The sequence below is a fragment of the Streptomyces sp. LBL genome, from assembly GCF_029893585.1.
GTDB lineage: Bacteria > Actinomycetota > Actinomycetes > Streptomycetales > Streptomycetaceae > Streptomyces.
In genome coordinates this window covers 123,264-142,577 of the sequence record NZ_JARXYX010000026.1, presented here as the reverse complement: position 1 = coordinate 142,577, position 19,314 = coordinate 123,264, and the positions used below count along the sequence as shown (strand labels likewise).

At 68.7% G+C, this 19,314-nt stretch carries 15 protein-coding genes; 6 read left to right on the top strand and 9 right to left on the bottom strand.

What is annotated here, in order from left to right; all coding sequences use genetic code 11:
• Window positions 1-278: 278 nt before the first annotated feature.
• Window positions 279-1,136: a formyltransferase family protein gene (locus M2271_RS28790; protein ID WP_280890264.1), complete on the top strand. Its 858-nt coding sequence runs from the start codon at window positions 279-281 to the stop codon at window positions 1,134-1,136.
• 12 nt (window positions 1,137-1,148) lie between these two features.
• On the opposite strand, the gene M2271_RS28785 is transcribed toward M2271_RS28790, so the two are convergent.
• The 4 genes from M2271_RS28785 to M2271_RS28770 all read right to left on the bottom strand — a co-directional run bounded on the left by M2271_RS28785 (window position 1,149) and on the right by M2271_RS28770 (window position 8,161).
• Complete coding sequence (locus tag M2271_RS28785) at window positions 1,149-3,539, bottom strand: tetratricopeptide repeat protein (protein ID WP_280890263.1); 2,391 nt, start codon at window positions 3,537-3,539, stop codon at window positions 1,149-1,151.
• Window positions 3,536-4,156 (bottom strand): DUF6879 family protein, encoded by a 621-nt coding sequence (locus M2271_RS28780; RefSeq protein WP_280890262.1) that lies wholly within the window; start codon window positions 4,154-4,156, stop codon window positions 3,536-3,538. The genes M2271_RS28785 and M2271_RS28780 overlap by 4 nt, the downstream gene beginning before the upstream one ends.
• Window positions 4,149-4,418 (bottom strand): hypothetical protein, encoded by a 270-nt coding sequence (locus M2271_RS28775; protein WP_280890261.1) that lies wholly within the window; start codon window positions 4,416-4,418, stop codon window positions 4,149-4,151. Before M2271_RS28775 ends, M2271_RS28780 begins: the two co-directional genes overlap by 8 nt.
• A gap of 434 nt (window positions 4,419-4,852) precedes the next feature.
• The gene (locus M2271_RS28770) at window positions 4,853-8,161 is read right to left on the bottom strand and encodes a DEAD/DEAH box helicase (protein ID WP_280890260.1); all 3,309 of its coding nucleotides are present in this window, start codon (window positions 8,159-8,161) and stop codon (window positions 4,853-4,855) included.
• Window positions 8,162-8,313: 152 nt separating this feature from the next.
• Here M2271_RS28770 and M2271_RS28765 point away from each other — a divergent pair, with 152 nt between their 5' ends.
• From M2271_RS28765 to M2271_RS28755, 3 genes are read left to right on the top strand one after another with little or no spacing between them, the layout of a single operon-like run.
• Entirely contained in the window at window positions 8,314-9,198 is an 885-nt protein-coding gene (locus tag M2271_RS28765; protein WP_280890259.1) for a DNA-processing protein DprA, read from the top strand.
• A gap of 13 nt (window positions 9,199-9,211) precedes the next feature.
• The gene (locus tag M2271_RS28760; protein ID WP_280890258.1) at window positions 9,212-9,538 is read left to right on the top strand and encodes a hypothetical protein; all 327 of its coding nucleotides are present in this window, start codon (window positions 9,212-9,214) and stop codon (window positions 9,536-9,538) included.
• A complete protein-coding gene (locus tag M2271_RS28755; protein ID WP_280890257.1) occupies window positions 9,535-9,963 on the top strand; it encodes a hypothetical protein in 429 nt (142 codons plus the stop codon). Before M2271_RS28760 ends, M2271_RS28755 begins: the two co-directional genes overlap by 4 nt.
• Window positions 9,964-10,160: 197 nt before the next feature.
• On the opposite strand, the gene M2271_RS28750 is transcribed toward M2271_RS28755, so the two are convergent.
• The 4 genes from M2271_RS28750 to M2271_RS28735 all read right to left on the bottom strand — a co-directional run bounded on the left by M2271_RS28750 (window position 10,161) and on the right by M2271_RS28735 (window position 14,317).
• Window positions 10,161-12,317, bottom strand: a complete 2,157-nt coding sequence (locus tag M2271_RS28750) for a toll/interleukin-1 receptor domain-containing protein (RefSeq protein ID WP_280890256.1) — start codon at window positions 12,315-12,317, stop codon at window positions 10,161-10,163.
• 116 nt (window positions 12,318-12,433) lie between these two features.
• The gene (locus tag M2271_RS28745; protein WP_280890254.1) at window positions 12,434-13,246 is read right to left on the bottom strand and encodes a hypothetical protein; all 813 of its coding nucleotides are present in this window, start codon (window positions 13,244-13,246) and stop codon (window positions 12,434-12,436) included.
• A gap of 116 nt (window positions 13,247-13,362) precedes the next feature.
• Window positions 13,363-13,824: a hypothetical protein gene (locus tag M2271_RS28740; RefSeq protein WP_280890253.1), complete on the bottom strand. Its 462-nt coding sequence runs from the start codon at window positions 13,822-13,824 to the stop codon at window positions 13,363-13,365.
• Window positions 13,825-13,843: 19 nt separating this feature from the next.
• Entirely contained in the window at window positions 13,844-14,317 is a 474-nt protein-coding gene (locus M2271_RS28735; protein WP_280890252.1) for a hypothetical protein, read from the bottom strand.
• Between the two features lie 852 nt (window positions 14,318-15,169).
• On the opposite strand from M2271_RS28735, the gene M2271_RS28730 reads away from it, so the two are divergent.
• Window positions 15,170-16,228, top strand: coding sequence for a leucine-rich repeat domain-containing protein (locus M2271_RS28730; protein WP_280890251.1), 1,059 nt, complete (start codon window positions 15,170-15,172; stop codon window positions 16,226-16,228).
• 358 nt (window positions 16,229-16,586) lie between these two features.
• On the top strand, window positions 16,587-17,249 hold the full coding sequence (locus M2271_RS28725; RefSeq protein WP_280890250.1) for an NAD(P)H-dependent oxidoreductase: 663 nt from the start codon (window positions 16,587-16,589) through the stop codon (window positions 17,247-17,249).
• Between the two features lie 133 nt (window positions 17,250-17,382).
• Here the strand turns inward: M2271_RS28725 and M2271_RS28720 are convergent, their stop codons facing one another.
• Window positions 17,383-19,062, bottom strand: coding sequence for an IclR family transcriptional regulator C-terminal domain-containing protein (locus M2271_RS28720; protein WP_280890278.1), 1,680 nt, complete (start codon window positions 19,060-19,062; stop codon window positions 17,383-17,385).
• Window positions 19,063-19,314 lie beyond the last annotated feature (252 nt).

Sequence of the window (19,314 nt, the reverse complement as noted above, 5' to 3'; positions counted from 1 at the left end):
CGGCTCGCGGCTCGCGGCTCGCGGCTCGCGGCTCGCGGCTCGCGGCTCGCGGCTCGCGGCTCGCGGCTCGCGGCTCGCGGCTCGCGGCTCGCGGCGATGATGCCTATACCGTTTTGCAAGCCGCTCCGCAACCTCTCGCCTGTAGTCCCCGTACTCTGTAGCTGCCCATACCGTAAGACACCATGCCGCGCCTGAGCACCGCGGAGTGGAGCACGTAACCGGGGGTAAAGGTCGAAGTGCAGCCCGTAATCGGGGAACATCCCACTAGGCTGCTGCCCATGGCGAGCGGCATGCGTATCGGCTTGATCTCCTTCGGTGCGGCAGAGTTCGCCGCCCTGCACGAAACGTGCGCCGCAGCGGGCCATGACCCGGTCGTCTACGCGTTCTCCCGTTCGATGCGGCCCCGTAAGCCCGCGGACGAGGGCGCGGCGCGCGTCGCAGGAGAGATCACTGCGGCGCTGCCAGCGGGCGTTGACCTGCTGCTGCCGGGCAGTTCGGAAGGGCTGGGTGCCTCGTTACGCGGATACGGCCTTGACCTGCTCGTCTGCTATGGATTCTCGTGGCGGCTGCCACGATCCGTGCTGCAGACCCCGCGCTACGGCGTGCTCAACATTCACTCCTCGCTGCTGCCCAAATACCGCGGCCCGGCGCCAGTACTCTGGGCGATCCGCAATGGCGACGCGGACCTGGGCGTGACAGTTCACCGTATGGACGAGGACTTCGACACCGGCCCGGTGCTCGCCCAGCAAGGCGGCGTTCCGCTGCCGGACGATGTGACTCCCCGGAGCCTGTGGACAGGGCTGTCCCCAGTGCTGCGCGAACAGCTGAGCATTGCCCTGGGCCGGGTGCGAGACCCGTCGGCAGGCGAACCTCAGTCCGTCGACGGCATCAGTTATGCGGGGTTGCTGGAACCGGAGTTCTTCGCAGTCGACACCACAATGACCGCGCGTCAGGTCCACAACCAGGTGCGGACATTCCATTTCATGGGCCCGAGCCTCGGCCCTACGGCAACGGTCAACGGCCATCGCTTGAAGGTCCTGCGGACCAGCCTCACCCCGGCTGACGGAATCCGTCTGGACTGCGCCGACGCGCCCGTCTGGATCACGGCTTCGGCGCCCGTAGCAGCTGACGACTAGCTTCCGTCGCCATCACTCAAGCACCGTGCGTGCCACCTGCCCTGCCAGCGCGATGGCCCTGGGGTCGTCGAACGAACCGAGCAGGTGCAGCGCTTCCTCTCGGATGGCGTGTGCCGATCCGTGATCGCCCAAAGACGTCAGCGCGTCGGCAAGATGTGCCTGGGCACGGGCGAGCTGCCAGGGGGAGTCCAGTTGGCGGTAGGTATCCGCGGCGCGGCGGTGCAGCTCTGCTGCCTCTTCGAAGCGTGCCAGCGACTGGCACGCTTCGCCCGCTCCATCCAGTGCGGTGGCTTCCCGGGACGCGTCACCGAGCTTCTGCTGAATGGCGGCAGACTTCTGGAAGAGGCGGAGGGATTCTTCAGGATTCCCGCGGGCTCGCTCGACTCGCGCCGACTCGGCCAACCAATGCCCCTGCCACACCTGGTTGTTCTCGTCATCAGCGATCGACAGGGCAGCGCGGATCGAGCAGGCAGCCGCCTCGGCCTGGCCAGATGTGCGCTGTGCCCAGCTCAGCAGGCATAGAGCATTGCCCTCGCAGGCACGGTCACCGAGTTCGCGGAAGTCGGCCAGCAGCTGCTCGATGAGGGCCTGGGCCTCCTCACCCCGGCCGAGTTCGCACAGCGTCTCCGCGAGGTTGCTCCGCACCAATGCCGTCCATCGGCGGTCACCGAGGTCACGGAAGATCTCCGCGCCGTCCGTGAAGTGCGCCCTGGCCTCTTCGAGTCGTCGCCGACGCAGTCCGATCAGGCCGAGAGCGTTGACGGACACCGCCATGCCACAGCCGTCACCGATATGCCGGCGAAGGGCAAGCGAGGCGCGGTGATGCTCCTCAGCCTCATCGAGCCGCAATGCCTGGAATGCAGCCTTCCCCAAAGATTCGAGTGCCTCCGCCTCACCGTGCTGCTCTCCGGCGCGTGCTGCGGCCTCGACGCCGATCCGGGCAGTCGTCTCCCACTCGTCGAAGGCGTTCTGGTGCATGTAGACGGCCCGCAGTACCACGGCCAATCGCCATGCGATCTCCGGGAATCCTGCATCGGCGGCGGTACGAGTGGCGGTAACGAGGTTGGCGCTCTCCGCGCGGTACCAGTCGAACGCGGACTGGTAGTTCTCGAAACGGAGGGCCGTGGCGGGTGCGGGGATCCGGTCGTCCAGGTCGTAGCGGTCGAACGGCGCCATGGCGCACTGTGCCGCGTACGCGGTGTGGAGGTACCAGCCGAGGCAGCGCCTGAGGATCTCTGTCCGCTCCGTCTCGCTCTCCTCCCGCCGGACCTGCTCCGCCGCATAGGCCCGCAGCAGGTCGTGGAACTCGTAGCGACCGGCGGGGCGCCGTTCCAGCAGATGGGCTCGCACCAATGTGTCCAACAGGCCCCGTACATGGGCCGGATCGCTCCCGGCGAGGCTCGCGGCGGCGGGCAGGCCGAACTCGTTGCCAGGGTGCAGGCCGAGCCGTCGGAACAGCCTGGCCGCGGGGTTGGACAGCGCTTGGTAAGACCACTCGAAAACGCTGCGCATTGCGTCGGACCCCTCCTCGGCCTCGGCTGTCAGAACGCTCCAGCGGGCCGATTCGTCGCGCAGGTCGTCGATCAGCTCGCCGAGCGGCATGGATGGCCAGCCCGCCGCGCGTTCGGCGGCGATACGCAGTGCCAGAGGCAGTCCCGCGCACAGTCGGGCCAACGCCGCCAAGTCTCCCCGACGGTCGCTGGTCCGGTAACCGGCGGTGGCGGCACGCAGCAGTTCTACGGCGTCCGTCGTGGGGAACGTTGTGACATCCAGGCGCAGTGCGCCCTCCTGGCGGACCAGGCCGGACAGGTCATCCCGGCTGGTCACCACGACGAGGCAACCGGAGGTGGCGGGCAGCAGCGGGCGGACCTGCGAGCTGTCCGCGGCATTGTCGAGTACGAGCAGCATGCGGCGCTCGGCGAGCAGCGACCGGAACATCGTCTCCCGGCGCTCCGGTTCGGCCGGTACATGCGTGGCGGGGACGCCGAGGTCCTCCAGGAAGCGGCCCAGTATTTCCTGCGGTGTAGCAGGGGAGCCCGCGGTGTAGCCCCGCAGATTGGCGTAGAGCTCACCGCCTGGGAAATGCGGCCGGATGCTGTGTGCCCAGTGCAGTGCCAGTGAGGTCTTGCCGACTCCGGCAGTCCCGGTGATGGCCGCTACGCGCACCGCGTGCGGCTCGTCATTGCGGTCCGCCACAAGACTGCTGAGGCGGGTCCGTTCCTCGGACCTGTTGACGAAGTGACGTACGGAGCTGCGTAACTGATGCGGCACGATGACAGGCGCGGGCAGCGGCACCTGGTGATGAAAATGCACCCCACCACTGACCTCGCCAGCCTGCACGACCGTGTGCGCCGAAGCCGAGCCGTCGAACCGGTTGACGTGTCCCGGGATGTCGTCTCTCATCTCGGCGCTTGGCGCTGCGGGGGCGGAAGGGGCGCCACATGCCCGTTGAACCAGTGTGCCAAGGGCTCACCGGCGTTGTAGACGCTCACGATGAGTTCCCGGCAACGCAGGACGAGCTGGCGGTCGACGAACTTCCGCGCGGCTACCAGGATGCCCTGCTCGTCGTAGAGCGCCTGATACATCACCTGGTTTCCGAGAGTGGAGATCTCGGGCAGCGGGCCGTCTTGCTCGTATTGGGCCACCCGCTCCGCGTCGGTGACATGGATGGGGCCCCCGCACTGGTCCCGGATACGCAGCGCGTGGAGTTCCCACTGCATGTAGTCGCTGAGCGGTTCCTCGACCACGCGAGCCCGCCGGGCCACGAAGCCGTGCTGCTCGACCTTGCGGTGGTACTCCGCCATGTCCGCGCGGCCCGTTTCCAGCAAGCGCAGGGACTCATCCCAGTCGCCACGCCAGAATGCCTCCCAGCTGTCGTAGCCGGGTTCCTTGAATGTCTGCTGCCGCTCAAGTTTCCAGAATCCGAGGTCGCCGCAGTGCCAGAAGTACTTCTCGAAGTCGGCGTAGTAGTCCTTGAGCGCCATGCGCTCACCCACCGCACCGTGCAGCGGACTACGCATCCGGGATGTCTGCCTTGGCCGCGAGGATCGTTGCCCGGGGGATGATGACCAGCCGCTCTCCGGGATCGACCCGTACGTCGTTCGGAAGCCGCCCTTCGTAGGAAGCGGTCAGATCCGCACCGATGACCGCGACATCTCCGTTGTCCAGCTCCCACATGTCAGGGCAGCCGGTGTTCCCGGAAGTCTGTCCCAGCTCAAGAGACGACTTGCCTAACCGCCGCGTGAAGGACGCTTCGGGATCGGCTTCCCACTTCTTCGCCATGTCTCCTCCAGGTGCCAGCATCTGATGAAGGGCCAGTTCTGAGCGTGACGACATTATCACCTAGAGTGTTTGTTCGACTTCGGGATTCCCGCTCCTTTGCGGCGGCAGGCCTGCAGTGCCCTACCCACCGATGCGGTGGGGTAGTCCCTCAGGGCGCAGTCAGCGGTGATTCAGGGCCTGCCGCCATCCGCCGAGCGGAGCGATGGCGCGGGGGCCGGCACGCCGGGCGTTGTCCAGACTCGCACCTACCTGCCCCGGGCCACGGCCGTACCAGATGTTCGGATGCAAGACAGCGACAGCCTGGTACTCGTCGGCCGTTCCCTTGACTTTGTCGAAACTTCCCTGATCACCCGCCACGATGCTATCGACGCGCCTTCTGGGCAGATTGCACCGGGCAACCGACCTCGCCGCCTGCCTGTCTGCGCCCAGCCTGGTCACGTCCCGGCAGGGGGCCAGGCGTGGTGGTGGAGTTCGGCGGCGAGGGTGGTGAAGTGGCGCTGGCCGCGCCAGGCGTCGCGGTTGCCGATGACGAAGAGGCGGCGCTTGGCGCGGCTGACGGCGACGTTGAGGAGGTTGGGGCGGGAAGCGGCCCAGGCGCGGGCGCCGGGGCGGGCGGGGTCCGTGCCGAGGATCAGGATGACGATGTCGGCTTCCTTGCCCTGGGTGGTGTGGACGGTGCCGACCCGGTCCATGGGGAGCAGGCCGCGGCAGACCTGTCGGGCGCCGGCGACGACGGCGCGGAAGGGGCTGATGACGTACACGTGCTTGGCGGGATCGATGCCGTCAGTCGCGGAGAGGCGTTCCAGGATCTGCCGCAGCGCCCGGCCTTCCTCGGGGATCCAGTGGCCTTCCGCCCGGCTGGAGACGACATCCACCCAGGAGCTGGCGGGCCCATAGCGGTAGGGGCCGCGGTCGGGGGTGCCGTTGACCATGAGGCCGTCGTAGGCGATGGCGTTGCTGATGGTGAACATGGGGTCGTCGCAGCGGCGGTGTACGCGCAGTGGCGCGCCGACCCAGACCTCGGTCGAGCCGTCGGACAGTTCGGCGGGCAGCGTGGTGCCGAAGCGGTTGCCGCGATCGGCCAGTTGCTGGACGGAGGTGCGGCCCGGCACCCACTCCTCGTCGACGCCGTAGTCGCGCCGCAGCGCCTGCTGGGCGGTCCAGGGGAGGGATACGACCGGTTCCAACTGGAGGGGGTCGCCGACCACCACGGTGTGCTGGGCACGCCACATCGCGCCCATGGCCATCTGGGGAGTGGCCTGTCCGGCTTCGTCGATGAACAGCCAGCCCAGCGCACCGCGGCCGACCCCGGCGAACACGCGGTCCAGGGAGGCGAAGGTCGTCGACACGACGGGGACGACCAGGAAGAGGCTCTGCCACGCGGCGCGTCGGGCAGGCTCGCCGAGCGTGGCGGGCGCGCCGCCGGTGACCACATCCATGGCGGACGTGAGATTGGCCCGCATGGTCTTGGCGGTGCAGCGCAGGAACGCCTGGTGCAGGTGGAGCGCGGCGAAGAACAGCTCGGAGCGGGCACGGGTGATCTGAGGATCGGCCCAGGGGGCGGCCAGCTCCCGGGTGCTGTCGTCCGTGAGCCAGGTGTCCTGCGGGACGTGCGCGCCCCAGGCGGTCCGGGCCTCGGACACCGTACGGTCCAGGGCCTGCGTGTGCTCAACTGCGCGCGTGAGGTACTGCAGCCGTTCGCTGAGTTCGGTGTCGGCCCGGTCGGCGGCTGTCCGCGCGCGTCGGGCGGTCGAGTCGGTTTCCTGCCATGCGGCCTGAGTGTCTCGTTCCCGCACGGCCAGGGCCTGGTCCTCGGTGTGCCAGTCGCGGGCGGCTCGGCCGAAGGTGCACAGGATGATCCAGAAGCCGGGACGGCGGCCGGCATGCTCCCGGCGCCGTCCCTCGGCGCTGTCGCAGGTCTGCCGCGCCAGGGCCAGCGCCTGTTCGGCCGCTGGCACTGCCTCCCGGCGTAGTGCGAGCGCGTCGGCGGCCTCGGTGACGGCCGACTGCGCGGTTTCGACGGCCGTCCGGGCGGCAGGCAGGGTGCGGAGGGCGGCGGCTGCCGCGTCCCGTTCGTCCCGAAGCCGCCGTACCTCCGCCAGTGCGGTCTGGAAGCGGTCCCTGGCCTCGCGCCACACGCCGGTCTGCGGTGTAGTGGCGTACGTGCGCAGCAACTGGGACAGTCCTTGGCCGCTGTCACTCCAGGCACCGGGACGGGCACGGTGCGCGGTGGCGGGCGCGTTCTGGTCGGTGCCTTTCTCCTTGCCGTGCCAGAAACGGTTGACGAATTCGATGCGGTTCTTCCTGCTGCCCAGCCGGGCGGCGACGGCGCCCCAGGCCGGGACACCCTTCAGTAGCCGGGTGGCCTGCTCGGCGAAGTAGTCGGCGTCCTCACGCCAGTACTCGCCCAGCGCGTCACGGGCCGGGATCTCGGTGGAGATGTTCTCCACCGCCCCGTTGTTCGCCGACGCCACCACCATCTCGAAGCCGGTGAACTCCGGCAGCAACTCGGTGACGGTACGGGTGTACTCGCCGCTCTTCCACCGATGGACGGCCGGCGAGAACGCGGCCGACGGCAGTTGCAGCCCGGCCAGCCGCACCGCCCGCTCCACGACGAGGTCGGCGATGCTGTCTCGGAGCATGGTGGTCTTGCCGGTACCCGGCGGCCCGTTGACGGCGAACAGACCACCACCGCCCGCGAGCTCGGCCTTTATGGAGTTCACGGCGAACTGCTGGCTCAGCGCCAGCGGGTGGGCGCTCTCCGCAGGCCAGCGGCCCAGCGGGGTAGCCCGGGGCTCCACCCCGGCCAGCGCCTCCTCGGGTCGCACACGCAGATCAATACGCCGGGCAGTGTTCAGCTCCGCGTCTGGAGTCAGATACGCCTCAAGCGGTGCGCCGGGGCCGGACACGGGCAGCGTTGTGGCCACGCGCTTCAGGTCGTCGGCGATGAAGCTGTTCAGGAAGTCCTGCTGATCGCTGTCCTCCGCCCGGTCCTCCCGTACCGCGATGGTTCGGATCCGCAGTCCGAAGGGGCGCAGCGCGTCTTCGACACCCCAGCGGGCCGCCAGGTCGCGGGTGAAACCGATGAGCTCCTTGGCGCCGATGCGACGGGAACCCACCGACGCCCCGGCCTGTTCCTCGCCCTCCTCGCTGTTGGCCTGCCGTACTGCCGTGCCGTTCACGTCGTCGGTGGCGGCGGGCAGCACAGTGTCGATCAACGGCTCGGCACTGTCCGTCGTGTGGGGCGTCACCGGTATGGGCGGTTCTCCGAGTTCGGCGGCCCGGGCCAGCCATGGTTGTACGTCCTCCTCGAAGCCGTCCAGCCACCGCCCGCCGCCCCGCCCGGGACTCAGTGCCCGGCCGGTTGCCCAGCCGCACGCGGAGAACACCGGGGAGTCCAGCAGCAGTCGGCCGTCATCGGTGACCGTCAGCGCGAACAGGGCGGTATCGCCGTCCATCCGCCCGTCCACGTCCTCCTCGTCCCGGCCGAAGACCTCCAGCAGGGTGTCGCGGACGTCCGCGAGGGCGAAGCAGCCGCCGTAGACGATGTGCTGCCAGACATACCCGGGATCCAGCGGAAGACTCCGTACGGGATGACCGTCTTCCCAGGGCAAAGCGCGGTCGACTGCTACCTCGTAGACCCGCTCCCGCGACGACACATTCGGAACCTTCTGCGGACTGAACAGCTCCACTGCCCGCCAGTACTCGACCACCGCAGCCCGGCGTTCCCGCTCGGTGCTCATCCCACCCCTGACGTCTGCCAGCCACGACCTGCCCAGGTTATAGGCCGGACTGCGCCTCGCGTCTGTCAGACCAGTTCCAGGCCAGATCCCTCAGTACCAGGCAGAAGTTCTCGGATCCCCCTCACGTTCCGCTGCCTGGCCCAGATGCGGGCATGGACCAGGAACTGGAGCGAGCCGCCCTCGTCGCACTCCTGCGACGCGGCGATCGCACCTGGCCCGAACTCACCGACCAGATTGAGGCCGTCGGAAGCGCACGCGACGTACTGGAGAACGCGCTCGATGCCTCTGGGCAGGGCGCCCTTTTCGACACAGAACCCGCCACAGACCTGGAGCCCGTAGCCGCCGAGATCGCTGCCTGGGAGCGGGAAGGCATGCGGCTGGTCACCATCCTGGACGATGACTATCCGCTGTATCTGAGGCTTGTCCACCAGCGGCCGCCCTTCCTGTTCCTGCGCGGTACCCCCATCAGTGACGATCTCCGGGTCGCGGTCGTCGGCACTCGCAATCCGACTCCGGAGGGCATCGCCCACGCCCGGGCCATCGCGGGAGGGCTCGCCGAGCGCGGTGTCACGGTGGTCAGCGGCCTCGCCGCCGGCATCGACACCGCCGCGCACGGAACCGCGCTTGCCGTCGGCGGCCGGACCGTCGCCGTCATCGGCACCGGTCTGCGGCGCTCCTACCCGGCGCAGAACGCCCGGCTCCAGCAGGAGATGGCCGAGCGGGGGATGCTGATCTCCCAGTTCTGGCCGGACGCTCCGCCCTCGAAGGTCTCGTTCCCCATGCGTAACGCTGTGATGAGTGGATACAGTCTCGCGACCGTGGTGGTCGAGGCGGCGTATCGCAGCGGGGCCCGTATGCAGGCTCGCCTCGCTCTGGAGCACGGTCGACGGGTCTTCCTCATGCGCTCTCTGATGACCCACGAATGGGCGCGGGAGTACGCGACCAGGCCCAACACCACTGTCATCGACGGTCCTGACGACGTTTTTGCCGAACTCGACTCTCTCGTCCCCGTCACGGGCGAGCTCACCTGGGCCTGACCGGCGGATCCGGGTGGCAACCGTCGTCGGGCTGTCCGCCCGCTACGCCAACTTCCTCGTCCATCCCCTGCTGCCTGGACCGGGCGTCTGCCAGATCTGCCGAGGCCCGGCGAAGGCCGGCTATCCGACCTGTTGGCAGTGCCAGCAGGCCAGCGACATCCTCGGGGAGGGTGTCGCCGATGTCATCGTCCCACTGAGCCTGGCCCTGAAGGGAGAGCAGTATGCCAACGAGCTGTGGCGCTACAAGAACGCTGTCGGCCCCCAGCAGCAGTACTTCCGCATGGGGCTGGCGGCTGTCCTGTGGCGCTTTCTCGCCCTGCATGAAAAAACTGCATCGTGAACCACTGCGCGGTAGCCGGCTTCGACACCGTCACCACCGTGCCGAGCACCAGTGGCCGCAACGACCACCCCCTCCGCGACATGGTCGCTGACATGGTCGGCGTCACCCGCGACCGCTATCGCGACCTGCTCACGCCAACCCCTCATGCGTCAGCGCTCGGCCGCACTGCCTCCGCAGAGCGCTATACGTCGTCGGCGCTCTGGGGCGAAAACGTGCTGCTCATCGATGACACCTGGACCACCGGCAACCACGTCCAGTCCGCGTCCACAGCTCTGAAGGCCGCCGGAGCGGGAAGCGTGGCCACCGTTGTCCTCGGACGCCACCTCAACATCAACTACGGCGATACGGCCACGTACGTCGAGCAGGCGAAACTGCGCCGCTTCACCTGGGGCCTCTGCGCCATCCGGCCGTGGAGCCATGCTTAGAAGGGCGGGTCGCCGGTCTGAGGCCTGTGAGCCCAGGCAGGACATGCGCGAGTACCGCCAGGTGCGTCGCGAGTCCGCTTCAACCCCTGACGTGTCCTCTGGCCTGGGCCGCGGGAAATCCGGCGACACAGCGCGGGAAACGATCTCTAGCGACACCCGGTAAACCCTGACCAGCGAGTTCCGTCGGTGCCCCGCTGTCAACGCGGGAAGCGCTCCTCGGGAGCGACCTCGTCCGCCACGCCGCCGGCGAGCAGGTCGATACCGCAGAGCCGGCCCAGTTCGCGCGCCGCGTCCGTGAGCGGGGCCCTCAGCGCTTCGAGTGCCGTGCGCATGGCCGTGGCCTGCTCCCAGCTCCGTTCGTGCGCGATGGCGTCCACATCCGCCGGGCGTGCGGCCTCATGCTGTCGCAGCGCGGAGTGCCAGGTCGTGAGGAAGGGCCGCAGATGGTCGTTGACCAGGCCGGACGCGATGAGCGGCAATCCGACCGGAGGAGCGGCCTCGGCTGCCATCCGGTGCAGCGCGTCCCGAGCGGTCGCGAAGAGCGAGTGCAGTGAGGTGAGGGCTTCCCGCAAGGAGCCCTCATCCGGCGGCAGCGGTTGGACACCGACGCGGGTGACGAGCTCGATGTGCAGGTCGAAGGCGGCGGCGCGCTCCAGAGGGCCCGGCCGACGCACCGATCCGGCCGCGGAGGCCGCTTCGAGGACAGCCGGTCTCTGCTGAGCGGCAGAGGCGGTCTGCGGCGTCGCGGTGAGGGCGTGGAGCAGAACGCGCCGCAGGTCCTCCTGACGGGCGGTGTCGTCGTCCCGGCGCCGCACGGTGCGGGCGAGCAGCGGATGGACGGTCCACGAACCGTCGTACGCGGATCCAGGACTCAATGAGCCGGTACCCAGAAGGGCATCGATGGCGTGGGCGACGAGAGGGGCGGCCTCCCAGGGGTCGTAGGCGGACAGCGCTCCAAGGACGCTCTCCATGGCCGCCTGGGTCAGCGGGGCGGGGCACGCGATGGCCAGGAGCCGCAGCAGGTCGGCGGTGGCGGTGCGTTCCGTCAACGGGTGCGGCACAAGAGCTGTGGTCAGTGGGCCCGCGAGGATGTCCGGACCCGAAGCGTGAAGGCGGTTGCGGGTGTGGACGAAACCGGTGGTGGCGGCCAGATCGGCGAGGATGTCCAAGGCCTGCGGATGCCCGCCGACGTCGTGGACGAGCCCGACGGCCGCCGCCTGCTCCGCCACGTCCTGTGGGTGGCGGCGGCTGGTGAGCAGGTGCAGGCCATCCGGATCGGGCAGCGGGGTTACACCGACGGCCTCCGCGAACGCGGTGTAGCGCAGGGAACGCGTGGTGACCAGAGTCGAGGCGAGCAGGTGCGGACCACGCAGTTGATGCAGCTGCTCGTCGGCCAGACCGTCGGGGAGCCCGTCGACGACCCAGAGACAGGGCACGCCCCGCTCACCGAGAAAGATCGCCAAGCGGCTGAGCAGCGACGGCAGATGAAGCTCCGAAGCATCCAGACCGAGCGCGTCGGCTGCCGTCGCCACCTGCCGTGTGTAGGCGTCCATGACAGCTGAGGGATCGCCCGTCTCCTGCACCGAGTGAAGATCGAACCAGAACACCCCTCCCAGAAACGCGGAGCCGAAACGCAACGCGTACTCCTGCGCCAGCAGCGACTTGCCGATCCCCGGCATCCCGCGCAGCTGGGCCGTACGGCCCGAGCCCGCGCCGCTCGGCGCGACCAGCGGAGCATGGTGGCGGTGCAGCGCGGTGTGGATCTGCCACTGCTCGGTCAGGCGGCCGGTGAAACGGGCAGACCCGGTGCGAGCCGGAGCCGGCAGCCAGGAGGACAACGGAGGAGTGAGACCGCCTGCCGAAGACCACGACTCGCCCATGGGAGTACGCAGCCGCGAGACGTGTCCTGTGACACGGGACGCGAAGCGGTCCAGCTCCGCTGGAGCACCGGGCCAGGGCCAGTGGCGTGCGTCGCGCAGTTCCACCGGCTCTACGTGATCACTGCCCGCAGCCGGATTCACGACCAGGACCCGCCTGCGCGGGTCCCCCTCCCGCTGGCCCGCCAAGTACGCGTACGTCAGCTCCCACTGACAGGCACGCCTGCGCGGATACTCCGCCGAGTAGACGGCCAGCAGAGCCCTGGAGTGGGCAAGCGCCGTGGTGATCGTGGCCGTGATGGAAGCGAAGTCGTCGACCGCGGTCTCGTCCACGAAAACTTGCAGCCCCTGCCCTCGCAACGCGGATGCCAGCACACCGGCCTGCTGGGCATCGGACCGGCTGTAACTGACGAAGACGTCCCACTGCGCCCTCCCCGCGTCTTCATCGACGTCCGGAGCATAGGCAGGGTCCTTCATACCCGCACTCCTTTGTCGGACGTAACCCCAAAATCAGCGGGGGGGGGGGGGCGTCGTTGCAGGTCAATGCGCCCCTGAAGGCGGGCGACTGAGGCAGGCCGAAGAATGTCACGGCCTCATGATGCGTCATCCGGCGGTGCGGAAAAGGACACGCCGTCACGGCCGGTGCCGGGCGGCCGCTGCGCAGGCACGTCGGAACCCGGCGCAGCGGCCTGATGCTCGCCGTCGTGTCGCGCGTGCCGGTCCGAGCGACGCAGATGCCGCTCAGGGTCGCGGAGCCCGGCGATCCTTCCGAGGGCCACGACGTACTCGCGCAGGCGGTGCTGCAGTTCGCGCAACTCCTCGCGGAAGGCGGCGTTCTCGGGCCAGGCGCCCTCACCGCCCGCCGCCGCCTCGGACTCTTCCCAGGCCCGCAGTTTCGGGTGCCACTTCGACAAGAACGGGGCCAGCTCGAAGTTGAGGATGTCCAGGACGACCTCATGAACGGAGTCGCCCCTGAGCGGCGGAGGCGGTGCGGATCCGGACTCGATCGGCTCACGGTACAGATCGAACAAGGTCTTCAGGGAGGTCAGCGCCTCACGGAGGTTCCCGGCGCCGTCTTCCAGAGGCCGAGTGGCCACCCGGGTCGCAGCCTGGAAGAACATCCGCAGCGCGGCCTGCCGCATGTCGGTGTTCGCTGTGAACGTCAACACGTTGCCGGCGAGGCTGAGTTGTACCTCCGTGAGCTGAGCGGAACGCCTGTACAGATGGGCGCCCAGGACTGCGGCCACTCCGGTGAGTGCGCCGACGACGACGGACAAGAGCTGCCCGCCGGTCTGACTGATGGCGTACGCCGCGACACCGACGACCGCGCCGATGACACCGGCCAGCACAGCCCTGGCCGTGATACGCGCACCGGGACCGGTACGCCATGTGTTCCTCGCTGCCATCGCCCCGATCTCCGCCCCACCCTGCTTCGGCCGCCCCGCTCGTGGCGCCGGCTCACGCTCGAACTCACGGCAATCGTAGGCCTGTGAGCAACCAGAGGCAGGCTCGGGTGAGGAGATCAGGGACGGAGCCTGCGTACGATGGCATCCGCGATGTCGGCTGGCGGGAAATCCCGCAGCAGTTTGTTCAGCTGTGAATCCAGCTGGGCTTTCAGGGACGTGCGGTCGCGTGCCAGGGCCTCGACGAGGGCATCGTGAATCAACTGCTCCGGCGTGCACCCCGCAGCCGCCGCTTGTTGGGTGATGCGGCGCAACGCGGTTGTCGGCAAAGGGAAACTCAATGTGTACTTCCCGTCCGCGTCCGGGAAAATACTCACCAGCGCATCCACGGGAAGCACATTCTCGATCCGTCCCCACACCTTACTCATGGCACTCCCCTCGTCCTCGGCCGTTACGAGAACAGCGATGCGATCCAACTCCTTGGAGGGCGCCAATTTCATGCGACTGCTGCGCACCGCCGCACGGAGTTCCACGCGGCGGGCGGGACGGGTCAAGAGAATCTCGATCGCGTACAGCGGCATGTTCATCCTCCTCGACAGCTCAATACAGGGAAATTGAGCCGTCGGGAAGCCAGCCCTCGACGTAGCCGCGGGCAAGGAGAATGACCCCTTCCGGGGAGATCATCCGACGATGCTGAACGAGTTCTCTCGCACCCCACCTCACGTGGGACGGCGACATCGCCAGGAACGCCATCGATTCCTGTGCGTCGATGCGCACGATGAACACCTGCGAAACGGTTGGGCGGTCGCGTTCCCAACAGTCCTTCTCGCCCGTCGTGTGGATGCCGTACACGCGGCCATACCGCGGATTGTCGATACGAAATCCCGCCGAGAGGAATTGAGTGGTCGCCGCGCGGAAATCGACGTCTGGATCGACCGGGAACTGGGGGACGGTCCAGCCGCCGCAGCAGCTTCCGCACAGCAAAATCCGGTCGTCGTCATCCAGGAGGAGCACATAGGCGCGCCCCTCCATCTGTGTGCCAGAGGGCGGGGAAGCCGTGTGGTTCGTGGGCATACCTGCAGCCTGCAGCCTTGCTATTTCTATAGCAAGGCTTGGGTGTCATGTGGGTGAGCCGAGAGGCTGATTCGGGAGGCTCAGGCGGGTCGGCTGAGTCGTCACGCAAGCCTTGCGCCGCACCCCGCCTGACCTGCACAAGCCTGGCAGCGCGTTCGGAATTCGGGCCCAACTCGTTCGTAAGCCCGCCAGTGGCAAGGTCCTGACCTGCGGCGATGTAATTTCCCACAGACCCCACGAAGGCGGGGCTTGTGTGAAACCGTGGACGGAACTCGTGAACAGATCGCGCCCTGGTCTCCCGGTCAAGCCCTGAGCGTCTGGATCATGATGCTGCGGTGATGAGGTGCGCGGTGGACCGCGTGACACGCCGCAGCGCCCGCCAAGAGCGCTCGATCAACAGGGTACCGGATCGGGGCTCGGGCGGGCGCTGGTGTCTGGAGGCTGGGTGCCGGCGTCAGGCCGTGGGCCTGAGCATGGAGGCTCCTTCCTCGTGCAGCGCACGGCGTGGAGTTCTGTGCGAGGACGAACCCGAGGGTCAGGAGTTGCAGGGCCTCGACACCGTAGGAGATGAGGCGCCCGTTCCACGCTCCTGCGGCGGATATGGGAAGGCTGCAGCGTGGGCTTGATCCGCTTGGTGGACATCCGAGATCCGGGGTTGGCCACGCTGGTCGGGGTCATGGGCAACCCGCCCACCGGAGCACACGCGCGCTCGGGCATCCTCATGCTTGCCGCGTGGCCCTGGCCGGGGTCGCCCTCGCCATCCCCCTTCGGACGGGAAGCCCGGACGGGAAGCAGTAGCCTCGATGCCTCCGAGCAGTCCGCCTGACACGCGGCGCACCTAAGAGGGACGGCATGGACGAGAACGGCGACGGCGAGTTCTACGACGAATCCCGCCTGGAGAAGGACGCGCTGGGCAGAGTTGTCGGGTTCTCGGTTCGGCATGCGGGGATCGACCGGGTACCACCGTCACTCGAAGGCCTGCGCCATCTGCGGGTGCTCGACCTCTCCTACAACGATTTACCCGAACTCCCCTCCACGCTGGGCGATTTCAGCACCCTTGCCGAGCTGCGACTCGATGCTCTGGCCATCACGTCCCTGCCGGATTCCCTACGCGGCCTGGCTGGCCTTGAGGTACTCAGCCTCTACAAGAACCGACTGGCGTCCGCTCCGCACTGGCTCCCCGAGCTGACCGAACTGCGCAACCTCAACCTCGCGGACAACGAGTTGACGGCACTTCCGCGGGGGCTGCGCAGCCTCAAGCATCTTCACACCCTCGACATCGGTCACAATCAGCTCAAGGAACTACCCGAGGACATCGGCGAACTGCCAGCGCTCCATCGTTATCTCTACGCGAGCAACAACGCTCTGCGGAGCGTCCCCGCGTCGTTGTGCAACCTGTCTGACCTGCGCTATCTGAATGTCACGGATAACGCACTGACCAGCCTTCCGGCCAACTTCGGCGGCCTGGCCGCCCTCCGGGAGCTACGTCTCTACAACAACCGCCTCACCGAACTGCCTCAAACTTTCGGACAGTTGAGCGCTTTGCGCGAAGCGCACCTGATGGGCAACCGGCTGAGGACTCTTCCCGAACACCTCGCCGGGCTGACGGACTTGCGCGAGCTTCGGCTGATGGACAACGAGGTGACGACGCTGCCGCCGAGCATCGGTGGGCTGGTCCGACTGCGGCACCTGGACCTTCGCAACAACCAGCTCGGCGCTCTGCCGGACAGCATCGGCGCGCTCACCGACCTGACCCATCTCGACCTGCGCAACAACCGTCTCACGCGCCTGCCGGACGCCCTCGCGCTGTTGCCCTCGCTGGAGAAGCTGGACCTGCGCTGGAACATCCTCGATGAGCTGCCGCCCTGGCTCGACGATCTGGAGCACCGGGGCTGCGTCGTCCTGACATGAACCCATGTGCCGCAGAGCGAAGCAGCACCGCTGCCCCGACTCCGTCGGAACCGGCCATCTCCAGCGCCACTTTGGCGCAGGCGAGGAGCACTTCGGACTGGCCCGGAGCGTCACCGGGGCGCACCGGTACGCCGGGGATCTCGTGCCCGTCCCTGGTGTACTCCGCCGCGATGGCCGTTGCGGTAGCCGGTGTGGTCCTGGGTGTGCTCGTTCCACTGCGCACCGATCCGGCGCTGAGCTCGGCTCGATCAGCTCCTGCAGCACGAATCGACGGTGCGGCTTGGGGCGGTGCGGCTTGGGGCGGGGGAGCGAGGGACGGGGTTGACCTCAAGTTAGGTTGAGATTTTACCGTCCTTGCATGCATACACATTCGCTCAAGATCGGCGTTCTCATCGGCAGTGTGCGGGCCGGGCGGTTCGCCGACACGGTTGCCGACTGGTTCGTGTCCGAGGCTCGTCAGCGGGAGGACATGGAGGTCCATGTGATCGATCTGGCCGAGCCTGCCCTCGTCGACGAGCTGGGGCTGAGTTTTGATCGGTCCGGTGATCGGTCCGGTGATCGGTCCGGTGATCGGTCCGGTGATCGGGGCAGAGATCGGGTCGGAGATCGGGGCGGAGATGGGGGCGGTGACCTTCCGCGGCTTGCGCAGCGGATCGACGGGCTTGACGGGTTCGTTGTGGTCACGCCCGAGTACAACCACGGGTACCCGGCCTCCCTGAAGCTGGCCATCGACTCTGTCCACAGCGAGTGGCGGGCCAAGCCGGTCGGGTTCGTGTCCTACGGGGGTATGGCGGGCGGGCAGCGGGCGGTGGAGCAACTGCGGCAGGTCTTCGCCGAGCTGCATGCCGTCACGGTGCGGGACACCGTCAGCTTCCACATGGCCTGGGAGCGGTTCGACGAGCGGGGGCGGCCGCAGGACCCGGAGGGTGTGGGCAAGGCAGCCTCCGTGCTGCTCGACCAGCTCGCCTGGTGGGGGCTCACCCTGCGGGAGGGGCGGGCCGTCCGGCCGTACGAGGGGTGAGGCGGCCGGCCGAGAAAGCTGTGCGTCTTCTCCCTGGCCAGTGCGGCAGCCGGCACGGCAGCCGGCACGGCAGTCAGCACGGCAGTCAGCACGGCAGCCGGTACGGCAGCCGGTTCTGCAGTCAGTGCGGCAGTCAGTACAGCGGCAGCCGCATGAACCGTCCCGCCACGTTCAGGTCCGTTTCGATGCGCGCCGCCGTCGTTCTCAGTTCCGGCAGGATGTCCTGGACGCATTCCTGAGCCGTGCGGCGGGCCGCGTGCAGGGCCACGTTGGCGGCGGCGATCACCTTGCCGGTGCGGTCGTGGATCGGCACGGCGATCGAGCGCAGGCCCTCTTCCCACTCCTCGTCGAGGAGGGCGTAGCCCCGCTCTCGTACGTCCTTCAGCACCCGGGAAGGTACGGAAGACACGCCCTCCTCCTGCGCCGCCAGCAGCACGTGGCCCAGTGACGTCGCCGGCGCCGGCAGTCGCGTACCGACCGTGATGTCCACGCTCATCACACGGTTCGCGGCTGCCCGGGCCGTGTACTGGATCTCCTTGCCGGTCGGCGTCAGGGCCGCCAGTGACGCCGACTCGTGGAGCCGGGCGGCCAGGTCCGCCAGGTGTGGGCCCGCGATGCGGGGGAGCGAGGTGCGGGAGAGGGGCGGGAAGCCGAGGGACAGGACGCGCGGGGTGAGGGCGAACGTGCGGTGCGGGCCCGGGGTCACCAGGCCCAGGTGCTCGTACGTGATCAACGCCCGGCGTGCGGTCGCGCGCGCCAGGCCGGTTGCCTGCGCCACTTGCGTCAGGGTCAGTGCGGGCCTGTCCTCGCCGAACGCCGTCAGGACCGTCAGCCCACGGGCCAGCGACTCGATGAACTCCCTGCCCAGTCGTTGTTTCGACGCCCCGGTCCAGGCTGCCAGACCTGTCGCCAGCATCGTTGGCCCTGTCGGTCCGGACAACCCCGCCGTTGGCCCCGCCGTCTCCGTCGGCCCCGACTCCGGCCCCCTGGGCCCCGACTCCGGCCCCCTGGGTCCCGACTCCGGCTCACTGGAGCCCGACTCCAGCCCCACTCCCGCCTCCCGCAGGACCCCCTCCATCTCCGCCACCGCCGCCCGCAGTCGCGGAAGCAGCGTGTCGCGCAGGTCGGTCGCCGTGTGGCGGCTGGTGTGGCTCACCACGCTTGCCACGCAGGCGATCCGACCCGTACCGGGATCCCGTACGGGTACGGAGACGGCGACCAGCCCCGGTTCGATCAACTGGTCGTCCAGCGCCCAGCCGTCGTGTCGCGCACGGGCGGCACGCCGTTCGAAGTCGGCGTCGGGGGAGGCGTGTTCCCGTGGCGGTACGGCCGGAAAGTCGCGGTCCTCCGGGTCCGCCGCCCGGCGTGCGCGCCACGTCCGCCACTGCTCCCGCGTCCATTCCGACGCGAGCAACGGGCCGGGGGCGGTGCGTTCGGACGGGAGGAGGTCGCCGATGCGGAAGCTCAGGGACATGGCGCGGCGGCGGGTGGCCTGGTGGATGAAGCGGATGCCGTCGCCGTCGCCGACCGCCAGGGAGACCGACTCGTCCAACTCGTCGGCGAGGGCGTCGGCGCGGGCGTCCAGGAGGGCGGGCAGGCGCAGGGCGGCCAGGTAGGCGTTGCCGAGGTCCATCAGACGGGGGGCGAGGACCACGTCCCTGCCGTCGAGGCGGACGTATCCCATGCGGGCCAGGGTGGAGGTGATCCGGTCCACGGTGGAACGGGCGAGACCGGTGGCCCGTTCCAGCGCGCTCGGGCTCAATGTCCCGTCGGCGTCGGTGAGTTGCCACAGCACGGAGACGCCTCGGATCAACGGCGCGACCGCCTCGGCCGGTACGTCGGCTGCCGCCTCGGCCGGTACGTCGGCCGAGGCGCGGGCCGGTACGTCGGCGGACCCGTGGGCCGGTACGTCGACTGCCGCGTCGGCCGGTGCGTCGGCGGACCCGCCGGCTGCCGCGTCGGCCGACTCGGACCACTTCACAGTGTCCCCCTGCGGGTATTCGGCGGGCTCTCGGCGGGCTCTCGTCCAAGGAACGTCTCAGGGGGCATCGGCTCTCCGGTACGG

What these genes read in the sequence shown, in the direction of transcription:
- M2271_RS28790 (WP_280890264.1), top strand. Translation starts at nt 279, where the DNA reads ATGGCGAGCGGCATGCGTATCGGCTTGATCTCCTTCGGTGCGGCAGAG.
- M2271_RS28785 (WP_280890263.1), bottom strand. Translation starts at nt 3,539, where the DNA reads ATGAGAGACGACATCCCGGGACACGTCAACCGGTTCGACGGCTCGGCT.
- M2271_RS28780 (WP_280890262.1), bottom strand. Translation starts at nt 4,156, where the DNA reads ATGCGTAGTCCGCTGCACGGTGCGGTGGGTGAGCGCATGGCGCTCAAG.
- M2271_RS28775 (WP_280890261.1), bottom strand. Translation starts at nt 4,418, where the DNA reads ATGGCGAAGAAGTGGGAAGCCGATCCCGAAGCGTCCTTCACGCGGCGG.
- M2271_RS28770 (WP_280890260.1), bottom strand. Translation starts at nt 8,161, where the DNA reads ATGAGCACCGAGCGGGAACGCCGGGCTGCGGTGGTCGAGTACTGGCGG.
- M2271_RS28765 (WP_280890259.1), top strand. Translation starts at nt 8,314, where the DNA reads ATGGACCAGGAACTGGAGCGAGCCGCCCTCGTCGCACTCCTGCGACGC.
- M2271_RS28750 (WP_280890256.1), bottom strand. Translation starts at nt 12,317, where the DNA reads ATGAAGGACCCTGCCTATGCTCCGGACGTCGATGAAGACGCGGGGAGG.
- M2271_RS28745 (WP_280890254.1), bottom strand. Translation starts at nt 13,246, where the DNA reads ATGGCAGCGAGGAACACATGGCGTACCGGTCCCGGTGCGCGTATCACG.
- M2271_RS28740 (WP_280890253.1), bottom strand. Translation starts at nt 13,824, where the DNA reads ATGCCGCTGTACGCGATCGAGATTCTCTTGACCCGTCCCGCCCGCCGC.
- M2271_RS28735 (WP_280890252.1), bottom strand. Translation starts at nt 14,317, where the DNA reads ATGCCCACGAACCACACGGCTTCCCCGCCCTCTGGCACACAGATGGAG.
- M2271_RS28730 (WP_280890251.1), top strand. Translation starts at nt 15,170, where the DNA reads ATGGACGAGAACGGCGACGGCGAGTTCTACGACGAATCCCGCCTGGAG.
- M2271_RS28725 (WP_280890250.1), top strand. Translation starts at nt 16,587, where the DNA reads ATGCATACACATTCGCTCAAGATCGGCGTTCTCATCGGCAGTGTGCGG.